We start from the raw sequence: 21,309 nt of genomic DNA on the forward strand, positions 1-21,309 counted from the left end.
GCTGGTTTGCGGGCTGTCGAACCCGGCGTGGACCCCGCACGTCCTCTGTCCACCAGTGCCCAATGGCGCAAGCCCCGTGTCTCACCGCCCGTGTCCCCCTGGTCGGTCAAGAGGGGGGCGACGGACGACCAGGTTGGAGCGGCATGTCGCTACCGACGAGGCCCCCCCAGAGGTATGGTGCCATCCCACCGATGACGCGCATCCACCGGAAGATCGACCAACGTAATCTCGTTCGCGAACTCGCCAACAACAAGGTGGACGCGCTTGAGCTCATCCGTGAGGCCCTGGCCAACGCCCGGGACCACGGTGCGTCCTCGGTGTGGATTCGTACCCGTCGGGGAGCGCCGCCACTGCTCCCCATCGACGTCATGCTTATCAATGACGGGGACGGGATGACCGAGGCCCAGCTTGAGGCTTTCTGGGGAATCTCCGCCTCGGTGAAACCTCCCGGTGGGAATGCCATTGGCTACAAAGGACATGGCACGAAGCTCTACTTCGCCGCGAAGCGCTTGAGCGTCGCTTCTCGCGTCGAAGGGGCATCTGAGTGGACGCTGACGACGCTCGAGAATCCCATCGAATCCGATTCAAAGGACGTGGAGCAGGTCTCGTTACCTGCGGACCATCCATTGAGCGTTGAACTCGCGAGCCTGGATTTGCTGTCGCGCAAGGGCGTGGCGATCCTGGTCGAGGGTTGCCATTTCCGTGATGCGGCCGAGCGGTTCATGTCACGCCGCGCCATCGAGACCTACTGCGACTGGTTCACGGTCCTCGGAGACGTCCGCTCCGGCGTGTTCCGGTCCAGGCGTGAGTTCCACGATGTCGTCCATGAGAAGAAGGACCTGGCTCGGCTTCGCATTCATGATTCGCCGCTCGTCCCATTGACGGTCTACCTGCGTATCAATGGAGAGGATGCATATCGACCGCTGGGGTTCGGCCCCACCAAACCCGCCGCTGACTTCCTGCTTGCATGGAAGGACGACAAGGACCACTGGGCCAGGATAAACCCAGGGATGGCGGCCTTCGGTCATCGGTTCGCCGACCATCACGAGGCGGAGCGAGGAGCTGTCCGCGTTCGCGATGACCTGACCGCGCTCTGTCTGACGACTGTCGAGAGCTTCATGGACGAATCGCCGTATGCCATGGTGATTCGGGTCGAGGGACAGCGCCGACAGCTCAACTCCTACCTGGAAGGCTCTCGTGCGCCGGTCGGAGGCGAGTACGACTTCGATGAGCGGTTTGGCCTCTGGTTGTGCAAGGACTTCGTTCCGGCCGTGCAGCGCAATGACCTGCTTCAGGCCGCGCTGACCAGCGCGACCGAAAAGGTAAAGAAGAGGCTGCGCTTCGACCTAAGTCGAACCCGCTTTTGGCAGGTCTTCGTGAATCACCAAGCGCTGGTGCTCACGGCGAATCGCAACGGCGTGGCGAATGTCCGCGAGCACGAGGAGCGCATCATCTCCCTGGTCTCCGACAGAATCGCGGAGGCGCTCAAGGAGGATGCGTTCCGCGAATGGATCATGAACCTGCAGACGGCCGTGGTCCAAGGGCGACGCTCGAAGGAAATCGACGCGATGAACGTCCGAGAGGAGGCGGTCACCCAATGGTTCAAGAAGAGTGGGAACGACGTCCAGCCGACTCAGGTCACTGCGCTCGAATTTCTCGATGACGAAGCCTCTCTGCGCTTGCCCAAGCCCACCAACGAGCAGGAGGTCTTCCTGCTTTACATGGTGTTGTCCGGACGGTATCGCGTACCGCTGCGGGTAATTGAGTACGACACCCGCCTTGGCGTGGATGCGATAGCACAGGTTGTCGACCACAAGCTATTCGAGCCGCCCAGGGCTTGCGCGCGGGTGGAGTTGAAGTTCACGCTCCAAGGTAGCCGCGCCATCAATCACTTCTTCGATGCGATTGATGCCTTCATCTGCTGGAGTGTGTCGAGTACGGGTGAGATCCCCGAGGCGGGAGATGCTCCACGCTCAGGGACGCTCCGCAAGAGGGCGAAGCCATTGTTGTCCTCGGGGTTGGATGCCTATGAAGTGGAGTATATCGACCCCAAGGGCAATGCTCGGGTTCTTCCCGTACTGGTGCTCGAACGGCTCTTCATGGGTTCGAAGAAACCCGCGAAGAAGACCGGCAAAGTGAAGTGACGCGCTTGAAGGCGGCTCCGTGAGCGAGCCACCCCTGTCCCCGCGCCTCTTCGATTCCCCGCCCCTGCCCGGAGAGGTGCCCCCGCGTCTGCCCAGCCCCTTCGCGCCCGGGGCGCCCGGGCCGCTCGCCCGGAGGGCCGCCGAGATGCTCCGTCAGCGCCTCGAGCTCGAGGCCCCTCGCTGGGAGTCCCTGTGGCGTCCGGGTGGAGGAAAGATGTTCGGCGTCCTGGTCGTCTCCACGCCGCAAGGGCCACCAGGCTTCCTGAGCGCCTTCTCAGGGATGCTCGGAGGCCGCTGGGAGGTGGACGGCTTCGCGCCCCCACTCTTCGACTTGAGCGCGCGAAAGACCTTCCTGCCCCGGGGCGAAGTGGAGCTGGCCGAGCTGGGCCACCGGCTGCGCGAGTTGTCCAAGGACCACGAGCGCGCCGTCCTGGACTCGGGGCCCTCCAGCGCCCGGGCACGAGCGCTCAGCGAACGTCGAGACGCCCTGTCCCATGAACGCGCGGAGCGCTCACGGGCCCTGTGGCACCGGCTCACCTGGGACTACGACATCCCCAACGCGCGAGGAGGCTGGGTCCCCCTGGCGAGCCTGTTCGACCCGCGTCCCGTCCCCGGAGGCGCGGGGGAGTGCGCGGCGCCCAAGCTGCTGGCGCAGGCCTACCGTCATGGCCTGAAGCCCCTCGCGCTCGCGGAGTTCTGGTGGGGCGCACAGCCCGAGGGCGGCGGCCGGGTCTCCGGGGCGTACTACCCGGCGTGTGACAGCAAGTGCCGCGTGGTCCTCGGCTTCATGCTGGAGGGGCTCGACGTGGACCCCGCTCCGCCGCTCCCCACCGGAGGCGCGGTGAGGGTGGTGCACGAGGACGCGGCATTGCTCGTGGTGGACAAGGACGCGGGGCTCGCCTCGGTGCCGGGGCGTCATGCCCCGGGCCGGGACTCCGTGCTCGTCCGCCTCCAGTCGCGCTACCCCGAGCTGACCTCCGCGCATTTCCTCCACGCGCTGGACGCGGAGGTCTCCGGCCTCCAGGTGCTCGCGCGGGACGTCGAGACGCGGGCCGCGCTCCAGCGCCAGCTCGCGCGGGGGGAAGCGGAGCATCGCCATGTCGCCTGGGTCGAAGGGGGACTCCCGGGCACGGAGGGCCGAATCGACCTGCCGCTGCGAGGCACCACCTCCGGCGCGCTCGAGTCCCTGGCGGGTCGCGCCCACGGCAAGCACGCGGTGACGGACTGGCGTGTCGTGGAGTCACACGTGGGCCGCACGCGCGTCTGGCTCTGGCCGAGGACGCGCCACGCCTGGCAGCTGCGCATCCACACCGCGCATCCCGAGGGGCTCGGTGCCCCCATCGTCGGAGACACCCGCTTCGGGAGCGAAGCCGGGCCCTGGCGATTGCACGCCGAGGGACTCGTCTTCACGCATCCGCGCACGGGCGCGCGACACGACTTCCACGCCCCAGCCCCCTTCTGACGTGACGGCCGAGCGTCTCAAGCCATCCGCTGGATATGAAGAGGAGCGGGTCTTTCTGACGGACGAGCACCTGTCGCTCCACCACGGCGTCGAAGACTCGCTCTCGCGGCAGTGACGCCATGTCGCAATGCTGGAACCGTACCTGCGACAGCCCTCGCTCCCGAGCGCGGCGCCAGGCCCACTCGAGGGACTGCGCGGCGCCATCGATGCCCACCACCTCGCCCGAGGGACCGACGAACTCCGCGGTGAGGGGGCTCACCTCACCTCCCCACGCCACAGCCGACGTCCAGGACCCGCATCCCGGGCCGCAGCCCCGCGGCCCGGAGCACGCCCTCCGTCAGCGGACGGAAGACGCTCGCCTGGTACTCCATCGCCTCATCTCCTCGTCCGAGTGGCCTGGCTGATACCCGGTGGTGTCCGCGCTCATGTCTCGTCTCCGGTGTCTGTCTTCATCCAAGGACAGTGTTCACGGGGCGAGCACATCCCACATCCCGAGGGCTGGTTTCCTGAACGAGCCACTCGGGAGAGGTCTTTCAGCGCTTGGCGGGATTGGACGAGGGGGGCAGGTCCGGTGCGGGGAACGAGGTGTCGCCGGTGTGGGCCTGTCTGTCATTGCGGGGCCCTTCGTGAAACGACGACGGGCCCGGTGGAGCGCACCGGGCCCGTCCTGATGTCTCACGCGGCGGAGCGGCTCAGCCGCCGAGCGCCACGTTCTCCAGCACGCCCAGCGCGTCGGGGACGAGCACGGCGGCGGAGTAGTAGGTGCTCACCAGGTACTGGGTGAGGGCCTGGTCGTTGATGGCCATGCGCTTGACGGTGAGGCTCGCCTCCACTTCATCCGGGATGCCCGCGTTGTGCAGGCCCACCACGCCCTGGTCTTCCTGGCCGGTGCGCATGGCGATGATGGACGTCGTGTTCTCCCGGCTGATGGGCAGCTTGTCGCACGGGAGGATGGGCACCCCGCGCCACGCCTGGAACTTCGCCCCGCCCACGTCCACCACCGTCGGGTACAGGCCGCGCCTGGTGCACTCCCGGCCGAACGCCGCGATGGCGCGCGGGTGCGCCAGGAAGTAGCGCGTCTTGCGACGGCGCGTCACCAACTCGTCCATGTCGTCCGGCGTCGGCGGCCCCGAGCGCGTGTTGAGGCGCTGCTTGAGGTCCGCGTTGTGCAACAGGCCGAACTCCGGGTTGTTGATGAGCTCCCACTCCTTGCGCTCCTTCAGCGCCTCGATGGTCAGCCGCAGCTGCTCCTGCGTCTGGTTCATCGGGTCGTTGAAGATGTCCGACACGCGGGTGTGCACGCGAAGGATGGTCTGCGCCACGCTCAGCTCGTACTCGCGCGGCTTGAGCTCGTAGTCCACGAAGCCACCCTGCAGCACGGGCTCGCCGTGGTGGCCGGCCGACATCGGGATGGCCGCCTGGCCCGCCTTGTCCTGGGGCTTCTTGAGCTTCGCCTTGTAGCCGTCCACGTGCGCCTTGAGCGCCGGGGACTGGACGATGAGCGCCTCGAACACGTCCTGCGGCAGCGCCATCACCGTGCAGGCCGTGAGCGCCTTGACGGTGAAGGGCCACACGTCGTTGGACTCCACCACCGCCTGGTCGCCGAAGTGGTCGCCGTCCGCCAGCGTGTCCAGCACCAGCGGGTCGCCGTACTTGCCCTTCGAGAGCTTCTGCGCCTTGCCGTGCGCGATGAGGAACACCTGGTGCGCGGACGTGCCCGCCTCGACGATGACGTCCCCGGCCTTGTACTGCTGCTGGGTGAAGCGTCCCGCCAGCGTGCGGATGAGCAGGTCATCCGCGTCCTGGAAGCCCCGCATCAGCGGCAGCTTCAGCAGCTCCTGCGGAATCACCTCCACCTTGACGCCGATGTTGCTGAAGTTCAGCCGGTCGTCACCCGCCGCGTACGTCAGCCGCCGGTTGACGCGGTACGTGCCGCCCGACACCTGCACCCACGGCAGGATGCTCAAGAGGTAGCGGGGCGAAATGCCCTGCATCACCGGCTGCGTCTTCGTCGTCGTCGCCAGCTGCCGCGCGCCGGCCGTGCTCAGGCTGGTGCCCTCGTGGGCCGTCAGCTCTCTGTCTGGATTCGCCATGAAGTCGTCCTCCTTGGTTCGGATGCGACGACTACGAGCGCCCCAGCTCCACGCTCTCCAGGATGCCCAGCGCGTCCGGCGTCAGCACCGCCGCGGAGAAGTACGCCGTCACCAGGTAGTTCATGATGGCCTTCTCGTTGATGCCCATGAAGCGCACGTTGAGGCTGGGCTCGATTTCGTCGGGGATTCCCGCCTGGTGCAGGCCCACCACGCCCTGGTTCTTCTCGCCCGCGCGCATCAGCATGATGGACGTGGTGCGCGTCTCGGAGATGGGCAGCTTGTTGCAGGAAACAATCGGCACGCCGCGCCACGCGGGCACGTGGTTGCCGTTCATCTCCACGCTGGTGGGGTAGATGCCCCGCTTGTTGCACTCCTGGCCGAAGGCGGCGATGGCGCGCGGGTGCGCCAGGAAGAACGACGGCTCCTTCCACACCGTCGCGAGCAGCTCGTCCATGTCGTCCGGCGTCGGCGCGCCCGAGCGGGTGTGGATGCGCTGCTTGAGGTCCGCGTTGTGCAGGAGGCCGAACTCGCGGTTGTTGATGAGCTCGTGCTCCTTGCGCTCCTTGAGCGCCTCCACCGTCAGGCGCAGCTGCTGCTGCGTCTGGTTCATCGGGTCGTTGAAGAGGTCCGCCACTCGGGTGTGAATCTGGAGCACCGTCTGGGCGACGGACAGCTCGTACTCGCGGGGGCTCGTCTCGTAGTCCACGAAGGTGCCGGGCAGCACCGGCTCGCCGTGGTGGCCCGCCGCCAGCTCAATCGCCTTCTGGCCCGAGTGGTCCTGCTTCTTCTTGGCGCGCGCCTTGAACTTCTCGAGGTGCTTCTGCAGCGACGGCACCTGCGCCACCACCGTCTCGAAGGCGGACTGCTGGAGCACCAGCGCAATCACGGGCGTGACGGCCTTGGCGGTGAACTGCCAGTAGTCCTGCGACTCCAGCAGCGCCTGGTAGCTGTAGTGGTCGCCGTCCGCCAGCGTCTCCAGCACCACCGGCTCCCCGTACTTGCCGGTGCCGATGCGGTTCACCTTGCCGTGCGCGATGAGGACGATGGAGTCGGCCTCCTTGCCCGCCTCGGTGATGACCTCGCCCGCCTTGAACTCCTTCTGCTCGAAGCGGTTGGCCAGCGCGGTGAGCGCGTCCACGTCCTCGTACCCGCGCAAGAGAGGCAGCTCGCCCAGCTCCTGCGGAATCACCGCCACCTTGGCGCCCGTGCTGGTGAAGGTGACGCGGCCGTCGCCCACCGCGTACGTCATGCGGCGGTTGACGCGGTACGTGCCGCCGGACACCTGCACCCACGGCAGCAGCTTGAGCAGCCACCGCGAGGAGATGCCCTGCATCTGCGGCTCGGACTTGGTCGTCGTCGCCAGCTGCCGCGCCGCCTGCGTGCCCAGGCTCTGGTTGTTGTCGTCGAACTTCTTCGAATCATTGGACATGGGTCACCCTTCTTCGGAGTTGAAGACTCGAAATCACTTCGGAATGTGTCTGGGGACTTCTCAGGGGCGCGTGGCGCGAAGCAGCTCGGCGATGCGCATCGCCGACGTGCCCAGCGGGGCGGGCTTGCCCGTCTTGAGCTTCGGCGCCGCGTCGTGGATGAGCTCCACCTCGGTGTAGCGCGTCACGCCCGCGTGCCACCGGGGGATGCCCGCCATCCACTGCTGCAACTGCTCCACGTACTTGTGCAGCTTGCCTTGCGCCTTCTCGTCCAGCTCGAAGGTGCGGATGACGGCGGGCAGCTCCTTGGCCACCAGGTGCTCGAACTGCTTCATGCGCGCGGTCATCATCTGGTTGACCACCTGCACCGCCGCGTCCTTGTCCACGCCCAGGAACTTCTGCACGACGAGAACGCAGTTGTTCAGCTCACCCTCGAACTGAATCTCCTTCTGGTAGGAGTACAGGTCGTTGACGAAGCAGGCGTAGTCCGCGGCGGAGTTCTCCAGCGCCCGCAACGTGCGGGTGTTGAAGACGTCCTCCGGCACCGCGTCGCCGTGGGACAGGCGCGCCAGCGACATGGTGAGGTCCGAGCCGAACGTCTTGCGGCGCATCTCCACGTAGTCCACCGGGTCCGGCACGCGGTTGAGCAGCTGGTTGTTCAGCTCCCACACCCAGCTGTCCGTCATGTCCTGGATGGCCTTGCGGAAGAGCTTTCGGCCGCGCGGCGTCAGCGGGCCCGCCGTGCGCTTCCACAGGTCCGCCAGGCTCAGCTCCACCGGGTTGAGGGGCACCGCGGCGCTGGCCGTCTCCACGTCGTCCGGCATGAACTGCCCCAGCCGCGCGGTGAAGGCCTTGGCGCCCGCCATGTCCCGGGTGTTCGCGTAGAGCAGGGGGAAGTAGTCGTCCGCGTACGTCCCCCACACCAGCCAGCAGGCCGTCAGCTCCAACTGCTCGGGCGTCGCGTCCGGGTGGATGAGCGCGCCGCAGAGGGCCACGTCCGCCGCGTCGAACTTGTGGTCATCCCAGACGTAGAAGCCCACGCCGGGCACCACCTCCAGCAGGCCCATCTTCCGCGCCCAGGCCTTGGAGGCCCTCCGCGCATGGTCCAGGTGGGGACTGAGGTACGTGCTGTACGGCATGTAGAACTTCGGCAACGTCGTGGGGCCCACGTGCTGGCGCGGCGTGTGGCTCAACGAGCGGGCGCGAGGCCCCATCCCCAGCGCGCCCGCCGTCAGCGGCAGCCGGAGCGCGGAGGTGCCCAGGCCCGCGGGCACCGGAATGGACAGCGCCGGGCGCTCCTCGGCGTGCTGGTTCATGTAGCGGTTGGAGCGCATGTGCCACTCGTGGCCGCCGGACTGCCAGTCCTGGAGGCCTCGCAGGTAGGTGAGCACCTGCGCCTGCTCCACCGGGTTGAGTCCGTACTCCGCGAAGAGCCACGGCAGCTCCGTGGCGAACGTCGTCTCGAACTGCTGCAGCCGCGACGTCAGCAAGTCGTTGACCAGGTCCGCGGCGCGCTGCGTGTCGCAGTCGAGGAACTTCTCCACCACCAGCACGCCGTTGGAGAGCTCGCCCTCCTCCAGGATTTCACGCTCGTAGGAGAACAAGTCGTTGCGCAGGTGCACCGCGTCGGAGAACGTGTCCTTGAAGACGCGCATCGGCCGGCTCTTCACCACCCGGTCCGGAATCTCCGCCGCGACGGCCACCTCCACCAAATCCGAGGACCAGGGCGCGCCGCCCACCTTGCGGCGCATCTCGATGTACTCGATGGGGTTGGAGACGCGCGCCTCGCTGATGTTCTCGATTTCCCACATCGACTCATCGAGCAGGTGCTTGGTGTTCTCGAAGAAGCGACGGCGCCAGTCCATGGACATGGCGGGCACCGTGCGCTGCCACAAGTCCCACAGGCCGCGCTCCACCGGGTTGACGGGCTCCGGCGGCGTCTGGCTCATGTCCAGCGGCATGAACAGCGGCAGCCGGTCCAGGTAGGCCTGGCCGCCCTTCACGTCGCGCGAGTACTTGAAGACCTCCAGGAAGTGGTCGTCGAAGTAGAAGACCCAGACGTACCAGTCCGTGACCAGGTCCAGCACCGGCCCCGGCGCCTCGGGGTGCGTGTACGCGCAGAGCAGCGCGTAGTCCATGCCGTCGAAGCGGCGCTCGGACCAGACCTCCCGGTCCGTCCCGTCCCTCGGCGGCCCCAGGATGCCCATCTGGTAGGACCACGCCTTGGTGTGCACACGGGCGGCTTCCAGGTTCGGGTTCAGCCGCGCCGGCCACGGCACGTAGAACTCAGGCAGCTGGAATGGTTGCTTCTGACGCGCCTTGGACATGCTCACCCCTCGTTGACTGCCAGGGCTTGTACTGTCGTCTTGTTGGCACTTCCACGGATATCATCGTTGACTCTGTAAGATGTTTTATCCGCGAGATAAGACATGGCGGGATGAACGATGACTCACCTTCTTCATAGGATGAGAAGAAGGGAGTTTCTCCCTCGGGGGTGCAATGGGAGCGTTTCATTATCGTGACGGCGGATGCGTCTGTCTTTGCGAACTTCTCAAAGACTGACAGCGGCCGAGACGTCGAGGGCCTCTTCCGCCAGGCCGCCTCCGCCGTGCGCGCGGGGGCGTGCGTCCCCAGCGTTACCCGGACCTGCACGCGGCGCGGCGGATGGCCGGGCCGCCTCGGAGGAGTCCGCTCATGGCCAGCAATCGCGGCGTCGTCTATCTCGGTCCCGGCAAAGTGGAAGTCCGCTCCATTGACTATCCCAAGATGGTCAACCCGGAAGGGAAGTCCATCGAGCACGGCGTCATCCTCAAGGTGGTCACCACCAACATCTGCGGCTCGGACCAGCACATGGTGCGCGGGCGCACCACGGCGCCCAAGGGGCTGGTGCTCGGGCATGAAATCACCGGGGAGATCGTCGAGAAGGGCAAGGACGTCGAGTACCTCTCCGTGGGTGACCTCGTCACGGTGCCCTTCAACGTCGCCTGTGGCCGCTGCCGCACGTGCCGCGAGCAGCAGACGGGCGTGTGCCTCAACGTGAACAAGGGGCGCGCTGGCGGCGCCTACGGCTACGTGGACATGGGCGGCTGGGTGGGCGGACAGGCCGAGTACGTCATGGTCCCCTACGCGGACTTCAACCTCATCCGGTTCCCCGACAAGGCGCAGGCGCTGGAGAAGATCCTCGACCTGACGATGCTGTCGGACATCCTGCCCACGGGCTTCCACGGCGCCGTCACGGCGGGCGTCGGCGTGGGCTCCACGGTGTACGTCGCGGGCGCGGGGCCGGTGGGGCTCGCGGCGGCGGCCTCGGCGCAGGTGCTGGGCGCGGCGGTGGTGATGGTGGGCGACATGAACGCGGACCGGCTCGCGCACGCGAAGTCGGTGGGCTTCGTGCCCATCGACCTGAAGAAGAGCGACAAGCTGGAGGACCTCATCGCCGCCGTCATCAAGGAGCCGGAGGTGGACGCGTCCATCGACGCGGTGGGCTTCGAGGCGCACGGCCATGGCGCGCAGGCCTCGTCCGAGGCGCCCGCCACGGTGCTCAACTCACTGATGGCCATCACCCGCGCGGCGGGGGCCATCGGCATCCCCGGCCTCTACGTCACCGAGGACCCGGGCTCCAAGGACGAGTCGGCGCGCCAGGGCAACCTGCGCATGCGCTTCGGCCTGGGCTGGGCCAAGTCCCACCGCTTCTACACGGGGCAGACGCCGGTGCTGCGCTACAACCGCCAGCTCATGCAGGCCATCCTCCACGGCCGGCTGAACATCGCGAAGGTGGTCAACGCCACCGTCATCTCGCTGGATGACGCGCCCCGGGGCTACCAGGAGTTCGACGCGGGCGTGGCGCGAAAGTTCGTCATCGACCCGCACGGGACGCTCAAGAAGAAGTAGGCCCGGAAGAGACGACGCCACCGCGCCCGACACGGCTGGACGGGCGCGGTGGGGCCTTCACCTCAGCTCACCCTTCCGGGACCTGCGGGCAGGTGGACGGGTCCTGCTGGCAGCCGGGCACGCAGTCCACGTAGCACCACGTGGCCTCGTTGCCCTGGCACAAGCCGTCACCGCACGACGCGGCGCAGTCGGCCGGGCAGCTCCCCGCCCACTCACCGCCGTTGCAGATGCCATCGCCGCACCAGGTGCTCGGGGCGGTGCAGTCCTGCGGGCACGTCACCCACGTCTCGCTCCCGTTGCAGATGCCGTCGCCGCACACCGGAGCCGCGACGCAGTCCTCGGGGCAGTTGGAGGCGCTCTCGCCGTTGGCGCTGTCGCAGGAGTTGTCGCCGCAGAGATAGGTGCACGGCAGACACGCGCCGCCTCCGGCGGAGCCGCACGGACACGGGTCGCCCATCGCGGACACGGTCGTCTCCGTCGTCTCCGGGGCGGCCTCGGTGGTGCCACACGCGGCGAAGAACCCCAGCGACACTCCCGCCACGAGAACCAGCAGATGCGACTTCATCGGTGACTCCTTTGAAAGGGAAACCCGGATGCTAGTGCATCCCAGGGACGACGTGACATGTCCGTGGCGAAGGGATGTTTCACGAGGCTCCGCCCGAGCAGGACTGCCCGGTCGGCCGTGACTCACGCCGCCGCGATGTCTCGGTGGTTGCCAGGGCGTGCGGGCGCGGGCACAAGGCGCGTGGCGACGCTCCTCGGGCGATGGCCGTCCGGAGGCGCCGCTCGTCGGAGGGCAGATGTCCCGTACGTGGTGGAGCATGGTGGCGGCCGTGGGTTTCATGGCCTGTGGCACGCAGGAGCCCGTCCCGGAGGCGCCGGAGCCGGTGTCCCGCGAGCAGGCATGGGAGGGCGAGCTGGAGGTCCGGGTGGTGGACTCGCCCTCGCTCGAGCACGCGTATCAGGAGTACTTCCTCGTGGCCGGCCGCGAGCGTCGCCCGGTGGTGTTCGCGGACACCGCGCCCCAGGGGCTGGTGAGCGGGCAGCGGGTGAGGCTGCGAGGCCGTGACTCGGACGGCGCCCTCGTGGCGCACGCGGTGGAGCTGGACCCGGAGCACCGCTCCGCGAGCGTCACCCCGGCCTGTGGGGTCACGGGTGTGCAGCGCACCCTGGTCATCCTCGCGGAGTTCCCGGGGCAACCCACGCCGTCGCTTCCGTTGTCCAGGGTGGAAGATGCGTTCTTCTCCACCACGCGCCGCTCGCTCGCGGGCTACTGGAGCGAGGTCTCCGAGGGGCGCACCACGACGACAGGTGATGTGGTGGGTTGGTACACCCTGGACCGCGCGTACTCGTGCTCGGAGACGAACGAGATGCGAAACGCGGCGATTCAAGCGGTGGGCGACGACGTGGACTTCACCGCGTATGACCGCATCTTCATCATCCACCCGCGCCCGCTCTCGGGCTGCTTCTACGGCGGGCTCGCCACGCTGTCGTGTGGACAGGTGCCGACGCCGTCGGGCACCGTGACGGCGTCCACCGCGTGGCTGGTCGCGGAGTCCATGGACACCTATGACCGCGCCGTGCACCTCATCACCCACGAGGCCGGGCACAACCTGTCGCTCAACCACTCGCAGTCGCGCGACTTCGGCGCGGAGCCGCTGGGACTGTTGAACGAGCTCGGCACGCTGGACGAGTACGGGGACATGTTCTCGACCATGGGCCGCTGGAACCTGGGGCACTACGCGGCGCCGCACAAGGCGCGCATCGGCTGGTTGGCCTCGACCTCGGTGACGCAGGTGGACGGCGTGGGCGGCACCTTCACGCTCGCGCCGGTGGTGTCCTCCACCGGGGTGAAGGCCCTCAAGGTGCGCCGGGGACAGGGCAACGGCGCGTGGCTGTGGCTGGAGTACCGCCAGCCGACGGGTGGCTACGAGCCGACGCTGCCCGCGCAGGTGTTCGGCGGCGCGCTGGTCCACTATCAGGACGGGGACACGCGCGATGGGACGCACCTGCTGGACTTCACGCCGGGGACGGCGTCCTGGAGCGACCCGGCGCTGCTGCCGGGCATCACCTGGGAGGACCCGTACAGCAACCTGTCGCTGCGCGTGGTGTCCGCGACCCCCGCCGGGCTCACCGTGGAGGTCCAGTACCGTCAGGGCTCCTGTGTCCGCGCGGCGCCTGAGATCGAGGTGACGCCGTTCGAGCCGACCGTCTACCCGGGCGCGCGCCCGGAGGTGGAGCTGTTCATCGTCAACCGCGACAGCCCGGCCTGTGGCCCCAGCACCTTCCAGCTCGCGTCCATCATCCCCACGGGCTGGAGCGCGGACCCGCTCTCCCCGCAGCGCACCATCGCCGCGTCCGGCTCCGTCTCCCTGACGCTGCAGCTCTACACGCCGTATTCGATGGCGCCGGGAACGTACACCACGGGCGTGGACGTCACCCGCTCCGGCCACACCGTGCGCGGCACCGCCACCCTCGACGTCCTCGCGCCCTGCGTGACGGCCGCGCCCACGCTGACGCTCTCGCCGACGACAGTGACGGCGGCGCCCGGCTCGCAGGTGACGTGGACCGTCCACGTGGCGAACCACGACGCGGCGTCGTGCCATTGGGTCTGGTACGACTTCTGGAACAACGACACCACGGGCTGGGACACGGAGTTCTCCGACTGGGGAGTGAACCTCCCGCCGGGCGGTGACTTCACCTTCACGATGACGAAGCACATCCCGTCGAGCGCCCGAGGGACTCACACCGTGGGCCTGGAGTTGTTCCAGGACGAGGTGGGCACCGTGGGCACGGCGATGGCCACGGTGAACGTCGTCCCCTAGCCTGTCTCACGGGAGGGGCGCCGTGGCCCCAGGCTCTCCTCCCGCCCGTGCGGACGGGCGACCCGTCGTCCGCGCGAGGGCCCCCGGGTCGCACCGCCGGGCCGCCCGCTTCGAGTCTGTGCAGCTTTGCCTTCACACACCCCACGGAGGGAACCCGCCATGTCCCAGAAGCTCCAGCGCATCACCCAGTGCCTCTGGTTCCAGAGCCACGAGCAGACGGAGGCCGCCGTCGCGCTCTACACGTCCGTCTTCCCCAACTCCCGCGTCATCACGCGCACGAAGTACACCGAGCAGAGCGCGGGACCGAGCGGTCAGCCGCCCGGCGCGGTGATGACCCTCCTCTTCTCGCTCGACGGCCAGGAACTGCTCGCGCTCAACGGCGGGCCCCACTACACGTTCACCGAGGCGATGTCGCTCATCGTCAACTGCGAGACCCAGGCGGAGGTGGACCACTACTGGTCCCGCCTGTCCGAGGGCGGCGACGAGAAGGCCCAGCAGTGTGGTTGGCTCAAGGACCGCTTCGGCGTGTCGTGGCAGGTGGTGCCCACCGAGCTGCCCCAGCTGCTGGCCAGCACGTCCCCCGAGAAGGGCGCCCGGGTGACACAGGCCCTGTTCAAGATGAAGAAGCTGGACCTGGACGCCCTGCGTCGCGCCGCCGGCTGAACGCGGCCGCGGTGTCTCAGGGCTCCGTGAGACACTCGCGCACAAGAGTCCTGGATGACTCAGTTTGTCGATGATGTCTCGTTTTGCTGGGTGGTGTTAGGGTATCGCCACCGGGGCGGAAGACAGCCCCGGTGGAGGATACACACGTGCGGAGCAGGAACATCCTGGGTGCGTTGCTGCTGGCGGCGGGCTTCATGGTGGGCTGTGGCGGCGCGGAGCCGCTGGAGGAGACGCAGGCGGAGCTCGACACGCGCGAGGACGCGCTGCCCTTCTGCGGAAACCAGTCCTACTGGATTGATTACTACTCCGACGCGACGCTGACGAAGTGGGTCGGCTACATGAGCTGCTCCTGCTACGAGACGGCGTACATCGGTGGCCGCCGCACGTCGTTCGCGGTGACCGAGTACTCCAGCACCTGCGGCTGAGCCGTCTTCGTGCGGGAGGTGTCCGCCCGGTGCTCACGATGGAGCGCCGGGCGGTCCTCGTCGCTCACGGACAGATGTTGTAGCAACTGCCCGCGTTGCGGGCCCTGCACTCCGCGGTGGTGGCGCAGGACGAGCAATCCCACGAACAGTAGCCGAGCGCACCCGAGGGCTCCTGGACCAGGAGCGACGGCTCCACGTCCTGGGCGCCCGACATGAGCCGCTGCTGGCGCGCGGCCTCACATGCGGTGGAGGCCGGTGGCCGTTCGTCCCCAGGTCGCTCCTCCTGCGAGAGGGTGGTGACGACCATTCCCACGGCGACGGTCAACGCCAACACGAACCCCGAGGCGGGCTTCAGCATCATGCGCGGCTCCTTGTGGAAGGACTCGAGGGCATGATGCCGAGGACTCCCGCATTGCCCGCATGCGTCACCGCGCATGCCTGTGTTGTGTTGAACAGCGCTCGACGGGTCCGTTCCGCCCCCGCGCTCACGGCGCGCTCTTCGCTCCGCGCCTCGAGCCCTGACGCTGCTGGATGCTCCGGCGCAGCTTGGCGATGAGCACCTCGGGGCTGGCCGAGCGCACGATGACGTCGTCGGCGCCGGCCTCCAGGCCCGCGGTGAAGACGACGGGGTCGTCCTTGTCGACGATGAGGAAGACGGGCAGGTCCTCGGTGGCAGGCGCCTTGCGCAGCGCCTGGAGCAGCGAGTGGAGGTCTCCGTCCGGCAGCGGGTCCGCGAGCACCGCCGCGTGTGCTCCGGCGCCCAGCGCCTTCTCCACCTCCGCCCGGGTCCGCGCGCGCACCGCGGCCATGCCCTCCGCCATCAGGCGGATCTGGAGCGTCAGCGCGTTGGTGCCGTCCGTCTCCGCCACCACGACGCGGAGCGCCGCCTTGTCCGTCTGCGCGGTGGACTCCAGCTCCGCGGTGAGCGCCTCCAGCGCGGGCGCGGGGAGTCGTGGGTCCTGACGCAGCGCCTGGAGCGCCTGGGCCGCGCGCGCCGGCGGAGCCTGGGGGCTCTGGACCTCCTGGACGAAGCGCGCCGCGCACAGCAGGGCGCCGGCGGTGCGGCTCGCGGGCGGCGTGCGGTCCTCGCCCTCCGGCAGGACGGAGACGAGCAGCTCGTTCACCTCGGGCGTGGTGCTGCCCACGAGCGCGAGCGCCCGGGCGCGCGAGGGCAGGGCGAAGCGACGCGGCTCCTCCAGCCGCGCGGCCAGGGCCAGCGCGCTGGCCGCGGTGGTGACCAGGACCTCCTCCACGCGCCCCGCGCCCATCCGCGTCGCCAGCCGCCGCGCCAGCTTCGTCAGGGCGGGCGCCAGCGTCCCGCTGCCCCCCAGCATCGACAGCACGCCGTCGAGCAGTCGGGACTGGACCTCGCCCAGCTTCGCCAGCGGGCCGCCCTCGCCTGTCAGCGCCGCGCTGTACGAGGGCAACAGCCGCACCTCGACCTTGGGGTGCGCGGCGCGCAGCTTCTGCGCCAGGGCTCCCGGCTCCGCGACTGTGTCCTCGAGCACCAGCACCAGGTCATAGCCCCCGAGCGCCAGCGCGCGAGCCGCGTCCGCCGCCGGGCTGGTGGCCGCCGCGAGCCCCTGGGACAGGAGCAGCTTCACCGCGGCCTCGCGCGGCTCGGAGGGCTCGGCCACCACCAGCACCATGCGCGCGCGCACGTCGCTCTTCACGGGCGTGGCGCGGCTGACGGGCTCTACGGGCGCGGGCTTGGGGCCCTCCAGCGTCTGTCCGTCGAGCACCCGGCGTCCGGTGAACTGCTCCGCGAACTGGAGCACGCGGGTGTCGCGCTCCTTCGCCTCGGCCGGCTCCTCCAGCTCGATGGGCGAGCGGTCCCGCACCTTCGGCATCTCGTTGTCATAGAAGCGGAGGATGGCCTTGCGGATGGCCTGCTCGGAGGCGAACAGCCCCTGCACCGACACGACGCCCGCCTTGAACTTCAGGTTGTTGGTGACCTCCACGTCGCGCGGGTCCAGCACCGCGCAGAGCAGCTCGCGGCCCTTGAGCCCGACGGGCAGGGCGCACAGCCGGTCGCACAGCTCGCGCGGCACCAGGCGCAAGAGCTCCTCCGGCACCGGCATCGTCATCAGCTGCTGCTCGGTGATGTGCGGCAGCCCGAACTGCTCGGACAGCGCGAGCACCAGGTTGTCGGGCTCCAGCCAGCGCTCGTGGACGAGCACCTGGCCCAGCCTGCCGCCGCGCTTCCTCTGAATCGTGAGCGCCTCGTTCAGGATGTGCGGCGTCACCATGCCGCGCGTCAGCAGGATGGCGCCCAATTGCTGTCGCGCCCGCACGACGCGGGTGCCGAGCAGCGGAGGCGAGCCCAGGCGCGTGGCCGGCTCGGCGCCCTGCACGGGCTGCCGGACCACGGACGTGGCCTGGGGGCCCGAGGGTGGCGGCGTCACCGGACGCAGCGTGGGCGGCGCGAGCGTGGCGGCCCCGGGGCGGCGCGCCTCCCGGGGCGGCAAAGGCGCGGGCGTCCGCATGCGCGCGAGGTCCTCGTCCACCAGGCGGATCTCCTCGCCCGGCGCGCCGGCCAGGTCCGCCAGCGGCGAGCGCCACTCGGGGAGCGCGCGGGCGAAGAGGCTGGCGATGTCGGCGGCGCCCACGCGCAGCCGGTGGTCGAAGAGGAAGCTCTGGATGCCCTCGGAGAACTCGCGGGCGGCGGGGCAGCGCGCGTCCGGGTTGGCCGCCAGCGCGCGCAGGAGCAAATCCCACAGCGGCGCGGGCACGCCCGGCAGCGGCTCCAGGGTGCGCTCGTCGAAGCTGCCCAGCGTGTGGATGATTTGCGGCGTGCTGCCCTCGAAGAGCCGCTTGCCCGCGAGCATCTCGTAGAGCAGCAGACCCAACAGGAAGATGTCGCTGCGCTGGTTCACGGGGCGCCCGTGCACCTGCTCGGGGGAGAGGTAGTTGATCTTCCCCTTGAGGATGCCGGCCTGCGTCTCCTGCCGCTCCTCGTCGGCCACCTTGGCGATGCCGAAGTCGGCCAGCTTCACGCCGCCGTTGCTGGCCACCATGACGTTGGCGGGGTTGATGTCGCGGTGGACGATGTCGAGCGGCGCGCCGGACGGGTCCGTGCGCCCATGGGCATACGCGAGCCCGTCGGCGACCTGCTGGGCGATGAAGCAGATTTCACGAAGGCCCAGGGGCACCTGTCGCTTGCGCGCCGCCTTGATGAGCGCGCTCAGGTTCTCCCCGTCCACGAACTCCATCACCATGTAGTACTGGCCCGCGCTCGTGCCCAGGTCCAGCACCTGCAAGACATTGCCGTGCTGCAGCGTGACGGCCAGCTTGGCCTCGCGCAGGAACAGCTCCACGAAGGACGTGTCCTGCACGAACGACGGCAGGATGCGCTTGACGGCGACAGGCTTCTCGAAGCCCTCCGCGCCCACCACCTTGCCGAGATAGACCTCGGCCATGCCTCCCGCGGCGAGCTTCTTGACGATCCGGTAGGTCCCCACGCTGTCTCCGGAAGTTGCAATGGCAGTGCAAGTGTTCCGAAGAGAGGAAAAGCCAGAATCCGGTAGACGTACGGAGGCCCCCGCCGAAAAGCTGTCGGACTGTCGGCTGCTCAACCCTTGGGAGTGGAGGGGTGTCTGATATTGGAAGGCGGGGTCGGTTGACGGATGCCGACGGTGAGGTAGGCATTGAACTGGACGACCTGTGCGCCGGGCCCCAGGTCCTGGGTGACCTTGTCCACGACGTTCTTCTCGATGTCTGGCCATTGCGCGCCCAGGGCGCGGCGGGCGAGGGCGACGGGGGCGGCGGCGCGCATCATGGCGTCGACCATGGCGGCGGTGGAGGGGTAGTGGGCGGGGACGGAGACCTGGTGGACGTGGACGTCATCGAAGCCGGCGGCGCCCATCTCCTGCTGGCAGGTGTCGGGGTCGGACAGGGGCATGACGCCGCCGCGGGGAGCGCCCTGGCCGGGAAGCTGTTCGGCGAAGCGCTGGTAGACCAGGTTCATGGCAGGGGAGTGCTCCATGGGGCGCCAGCTGGAGACGACGGCCCGGCCGCCGGGGCGCAGCACGCGGTACAGCTCGCGGAAGCCCCGGGGGCGGTCGGGGAAGAACATGAGGCCGAAGAGGGAGAAGGCGGCGTCGAAGGTCTGCTCGGACAGCTCCAGGGCCATGCCGTCGCCGACCTGCGCGTCGATGTCGAGCCCGGCGGAGGTGGCGCGCTCACGCAGGGCGGCGAGCATCTTGGGGGCGAAGTCGATGGCGGTGACGCGCAGGCCCTGACGGGCGGCGAGCAGGGCGAGGGTGCCGGGCCCGGCGGCGACATCCAGGACGTGGGCGCCGGAGGGGGCGGCCACGCGGGTCAGCGCGTCCTTCGCGAAGTGCTCGAACACCGGGAGCAGCTCGCGCACGTACTCGGGGGCGACGAGGTTCCAGGCTTCGGGCGCGGCGAGGGGCGATGCGGTCGACGACATGGTGCGGCCTCCGGGATGGGGCGCGGATTCCACCCGAAACGGAGCGCGAGCGGGAGGTGAAATGCACGCGGACGAGGCGGTCCACGACGCGGTGCGTGCATGCGGAGGCGCGCCTTGACCCAGGAGACGTGTCACAGGAGGCTGGGAGGCCATGCGACTGCGATGGGTGGTCTGGGGCGCGCTCCTGGGGGTGCAGCTCCTCGTGACGGTGTTCCCGGTCGAGGCCTTGGGGCCGGTGGTGGCGGGCTCGGTCTATCTGCCGTTGATGTTGTTGAGTGGCCTGGGATTGCGTGTGTACGGACCTGGCGAGTCGGGAGGCTGGGCGCCGCCGTCGTTGGAGGGGTGGCTGTTGCTCGCGCTCTTCTGGGGCCTGGTGTGGTGGGCCGTGGTGTCCCTGGGCGCGCGGCTGATGCGGCCCAGGGCGGGCCTGTCGACGTAGGCCCCCGCGCTCAGGGGGGCGCGACAGCGGCGCTCTGGCCGAAGTCCGCGCCGCGCAGCTTCGTCACGCAGTCCAGGGGCAGGGGCGCTTCGGGGGCACGCAAGAAGGCGAGCGTGATTTCTCCGCCGCAGCGATTGAAGGACGCGCCGTGGCTCTGTCCCGGCATCTCGACGTAGCGCGCGTGAGGCATCGACTCGAGCAGCTGTCGCCCCCAATCCGGAGGCGTGTCCGGGTCGAACTCGCCGGCGAACACCAGCGTGGGGACGTCGCTCGTCACCGGCGTGTTCTCCTCGGCCGGAGCGCGCGCCACGTTCCAGGCGCGGCAGGTCTTCACCGACGCCGTGCCCTGGTCCACACCCCCGAGCCCCACTGAGGGCGCCCGCTGCGCGGCGATGCGCTGGGTGTCCTCGAAAGGAAGCTCCTCCGAGCACCAGACCGACAGCCTCAAGCCCCACGTCATCGTCGAGGGCCCCAGGCTGTCCTCCACCAGCGGCGTCAGCTCCGAGTAATCCCCCGCCGCCGCTCGCGAGATGATGCGAGGCACCAGCGGGATGCGCTTCGGGTCGTGCAGCGCCGCGTCGATGGCCCGGACGACCTCCGCGCCCCGGACCTCCACTCGCTTGCCCTCTGTCTTCGACGGATTCAACACCAGGGGCAGGGGCTTGCGGTCCGCCGCCGCGACGAGCTGGGCGAAGCGCTTGCGCAGCTCCGGGTGGGCGGCGCCACACTCCCGGTCGAGGGCGCAGCCATCGAACACCACATCGAGCACGCGCTGAAAGTTCGCGGCGGACACCTCGTCGAAGTTCACCTCGGGCGGCAGCACCGAATCGAGGATGAGCGAGCGCACCGTCCCCGGGTGCCGGCGCGCCACCGTGAGCATCAGCCGCGTGCCGTACGAGAGGCCCTGCAGGTTCAGCGTCTTGTACCCGAGCACCTGCCGGAGCGCGTCGATGTCATCCGCCGTGGCGGCCGTCGTGTAGCCATCCAGGTCCACGCCCTCGGAGGCCCACTTCGCGCGGCAGCGCCCGGCCTCCTTCGTCAGCGCGTCCTGCGCCTTCTGGCCCCGCAGCCGGCCCGCGGCAATCTCCCCCTTGAGCGCGTTGATGCCCGGGCACTCGAGCGCGGGCTGCGCCAGCTTCCCGCCACGAGGCTCCAGGACCAGGAAGTCGCGCTCATCGAGCAGCGGGTTGCGCTTGCCGGAACGCACGTTGGAGACGGCGCTGACACCGGGCCCGCCGGGCATGAAGAGCAGGGGATCCGGGGCCGGCTTCTGGGCGCGGCTGCGCAGGCGCATCGCCGGGAGCTTGATGAGTCGGCTGTCCGCCTTCTGTCGGTTCTCCGGGACGACGAGCAGGCCGCAGTCGATGGCCTCGTCGGACGCGACGGTGGAGGGGCAGGGCGTCGGCTCGAAGCGGGGGACGGCCTCCGGGGCCGAGGCATGGGCGGTGAATCCGAGGAACAGCCCCGTCACGAGGACGAAGAAGCGCGAGGACATGGGGGACTCTAGA

16 protein-coding genes are annotated in these 21,309 nt (G+C 69.1%); 7 read left to right on the forward strand and 9 right to left on the reverse strand.

All coding sequences use genetic code 11. The features are described 5' to 3' along the window. Positions 1-191 precede the first annotated feature (191 nt). Complete coding sequence (locus tag OWM54_RS24540) at positions 192-2,144, forward strand: hypothetical protein (RefSeq protein ID WP_267699066.1); 1,953 nt, start codon at positions 192-194, stop codon at positions 2,142-2,144. 19 nt (positions 2,145-2,163) lie between these two features. Next, positions 2,164-3,606 (forward strand): RluA family pseudouridine synthase, encoded by a 1,443-nt coding sequence (locus OWM54_RS24545; RefSeq protein WP_267699067.1) that lies wholly within the window; start codon positions 2,164-2,166, stop codon positions 3,604-3,606. Here the strand turns inward: OWM54_RS24545 and OWM54_RS43420 are convergent. The 4 genes from OWM54_RS43420 to OWM54_RS24560 all read right to left on the reverse strand — a co-directional run bounded on the left by OWM54_RS43420 (position 3,551) and on the right by OWM54_RS24560 (position 9,453). Continuing rightward, positions 3,551-3,883, reverse strand: a complete 333-nt coding sequence (locus OWM54_RS43420) for a methyltransferase domain-containing protein (protein ID WP_420715344.1) — start codon at positions 3,881-3,883, stop codon at positions 3,551-3,553. The two genes, OWM54_RS24545 and OWM54_RS43420, sit on opposite strands and share 56 nt — an antisense overlap. Positions 3,884-4,298: 415 nt before the next feature. Then, on the reverse strand, positions 4,299-5,699 hold the full coding sequence (locus tag OWM54_RS24550) for a family 2B encapsulin nanocompartment shell protein (protein WP_267699068.1): 1,401 nt from the start codon (positions 5,697-5,699) through the stop codon (positions 4,299-4,301). Positions 5,700-5,730: 31 nt separating this feature from the next. Then, complete coding sequence (locus OWM54_RS24555; protein WP_267697269.1) at positions 5,731-7,128, reverse strand: family 2B encapsulin nanocompartment shell protein; 1,398 nt, start codon at positions 7,126-7,128, stop codon at positions 5,731-5,733. Between the two features lie 60 nt (positions 7,129-7,188). Beyond that, a complete protein-coding gene (locus OWM54_RS24560) occupies positions 7,189-9,453 on the reverse strand; it encodes a family 2 encapsulin nanocompartment cargo protein terpene cyclase (protein WP_267699069.1) in 2,265 nt (754 codons plus the stop codon). Between the two features lie 367 nt (positions 9,454-9,820). On the opposite strand from OWM54_RS24560, the gene fdhA reads away from it, so the two are divergent. After that, positions 9,821-11,017, forward strand: coding sequence for a formaldehyde dehydrogenase, glutathione-independent (fdhA, locus tag OWM54_RS24565; RefSeq protein ID WP_141326887.1), 1,197 nt, complete (start codon positions 9,821-9,823; stop codon positions 11,015-11,017). 67 nt (positions 11,018-11,084) lie between these two features. On the opposite strand, the gene OWM54_RS24570 is transcribed toward fdhA, so the two are convergent. Continuing rightward, entirely contained in the window at positions 11,085-11,582 is a 498-nt protein-coding gene (locus OWM54_RS24570) for a tenascin-X (protein ID WP_223749528.1), read from the reverse strand. Between the two features lie 235 nt (positions 11,583-11,817). Here OWM54_RS24570 and OWM54_RS24575 point away from each other — a divergent pair, with 235 nt between their 5' ends. From OWM54_RS24575 to OWM54_RS24585, 3 genes are all read left to right on the forward strand, one after another. Further along, a complete protein-coding gene (locus tag OWM54_RS24575) occupies positions 11,818-13,842 on the forward strand; it encodes a hypothetical protein (protein WP_267699070.1) in 2,025 nt (674 codons plus the stop codon). Positions 13,843-14,001: 159 nt separating this feature from the next. After that, on the forward strand, positions 14,002-14,505 hold the full coding sequence (locus tag OWM54_RS24580) for a VOC family protein (protein WP_267699071.1): 504 nt from the start codon (positions 14,002-14,004) through the stop codon (positions 14,503-14,505). 146 nt (positions 14,506-14,651) lie between these two features. After that, complete coding sequence (locus tag OWM54_RS24585) at positions 14,652-14,930, forward strand: hypothetical protein (RefSeq protein ID WP_267699072.1); 279 nt, start codon at positions 14,652-14,654, stop codon at positions 14,928-14,930. 64 nt (positions 14,931-14,994) lie between these two features. Here OWM54_RS24585 and OWM54_RS24590 read toward each other — a convergent pair whose 3' ends face one another. The 3 genes from OWM54_RS24590 to OWM54_RS24600 all read right to left on the reverse strand — a co-directional run bounded on the left by OWM54_RS24590 (position 14,995) and on the right by OWM54_RS24600 (position 19,362). Next, positions 14,995-15,291, reverse strand: a complete 297-nt coding sequence (locus OWM54_RS24590) for a hypothetical protein (RefSeq protein WP_223749532.1) — start codon at positions 15,289-15,291, stop codon at positions 14,995-14,997. Between the two features lie 124 nt (positions 15,292-15,415). Then, entirely contained in the window at positions 15,416-18,391 is a 2,976-nt protein-coding gene (locus tag OWM54_RS24595) for a protein kinase domain-containing protein (protein ID WP_267699073.1), read from the reverse strand. Between the two features lie 110 nt (positions 18,392-18,501). After that, a complete protein-coding gene (locus OWM54_RS24600) occupies positions 18,502-19,362 on the reverse strand; it encodes a class I SAM-dependent methyltransferase (protein ID WP_141326876.1) in 861 nt (286 codons plus the stop codon). 151 nt (positions 19,363-19,513) lie between these two features. Between OWM54_RS24600 and OWM54_RS24605 the strand changes: the two genes are divergently transcribed. Then, entirely contained in the window at positions 19,514-19,801 is a 288-nt protein-coding gene (locus tag OWM54_RS24605) for a hypothetical protein (RefSeq protein ID WP_223782893.1), read from the forward strand. Between the two features lie 10 nt (positions 19,802-19,811). Here OWM54_RS24605 and OWM54_RS24610 read toward each other — a convergent pair whose 3' ends face one another. Beyond that, positions 19,812-21,296 (reverse strand): alpha/beta fold hydrolase, encoded by a 1,485-nt coding sequence (locus OWM54_RS24610; protein WP_267699074.1) that lies wholly within the window; start codon positions 21,294-21,296, stop codon positions 19,812-19,814. Positions 21,297-21,309: the final 13 nt, after the last annotated feature.

The organism is Myxococcus sp. MISCRS1 (assembly GCF_026626605.1).
Lineage (GTDB): Bacteria > Myxococcota > Myxococcia > Myxococcales > Myxococcaceae > Myxococcus > Myxococcus fulvus.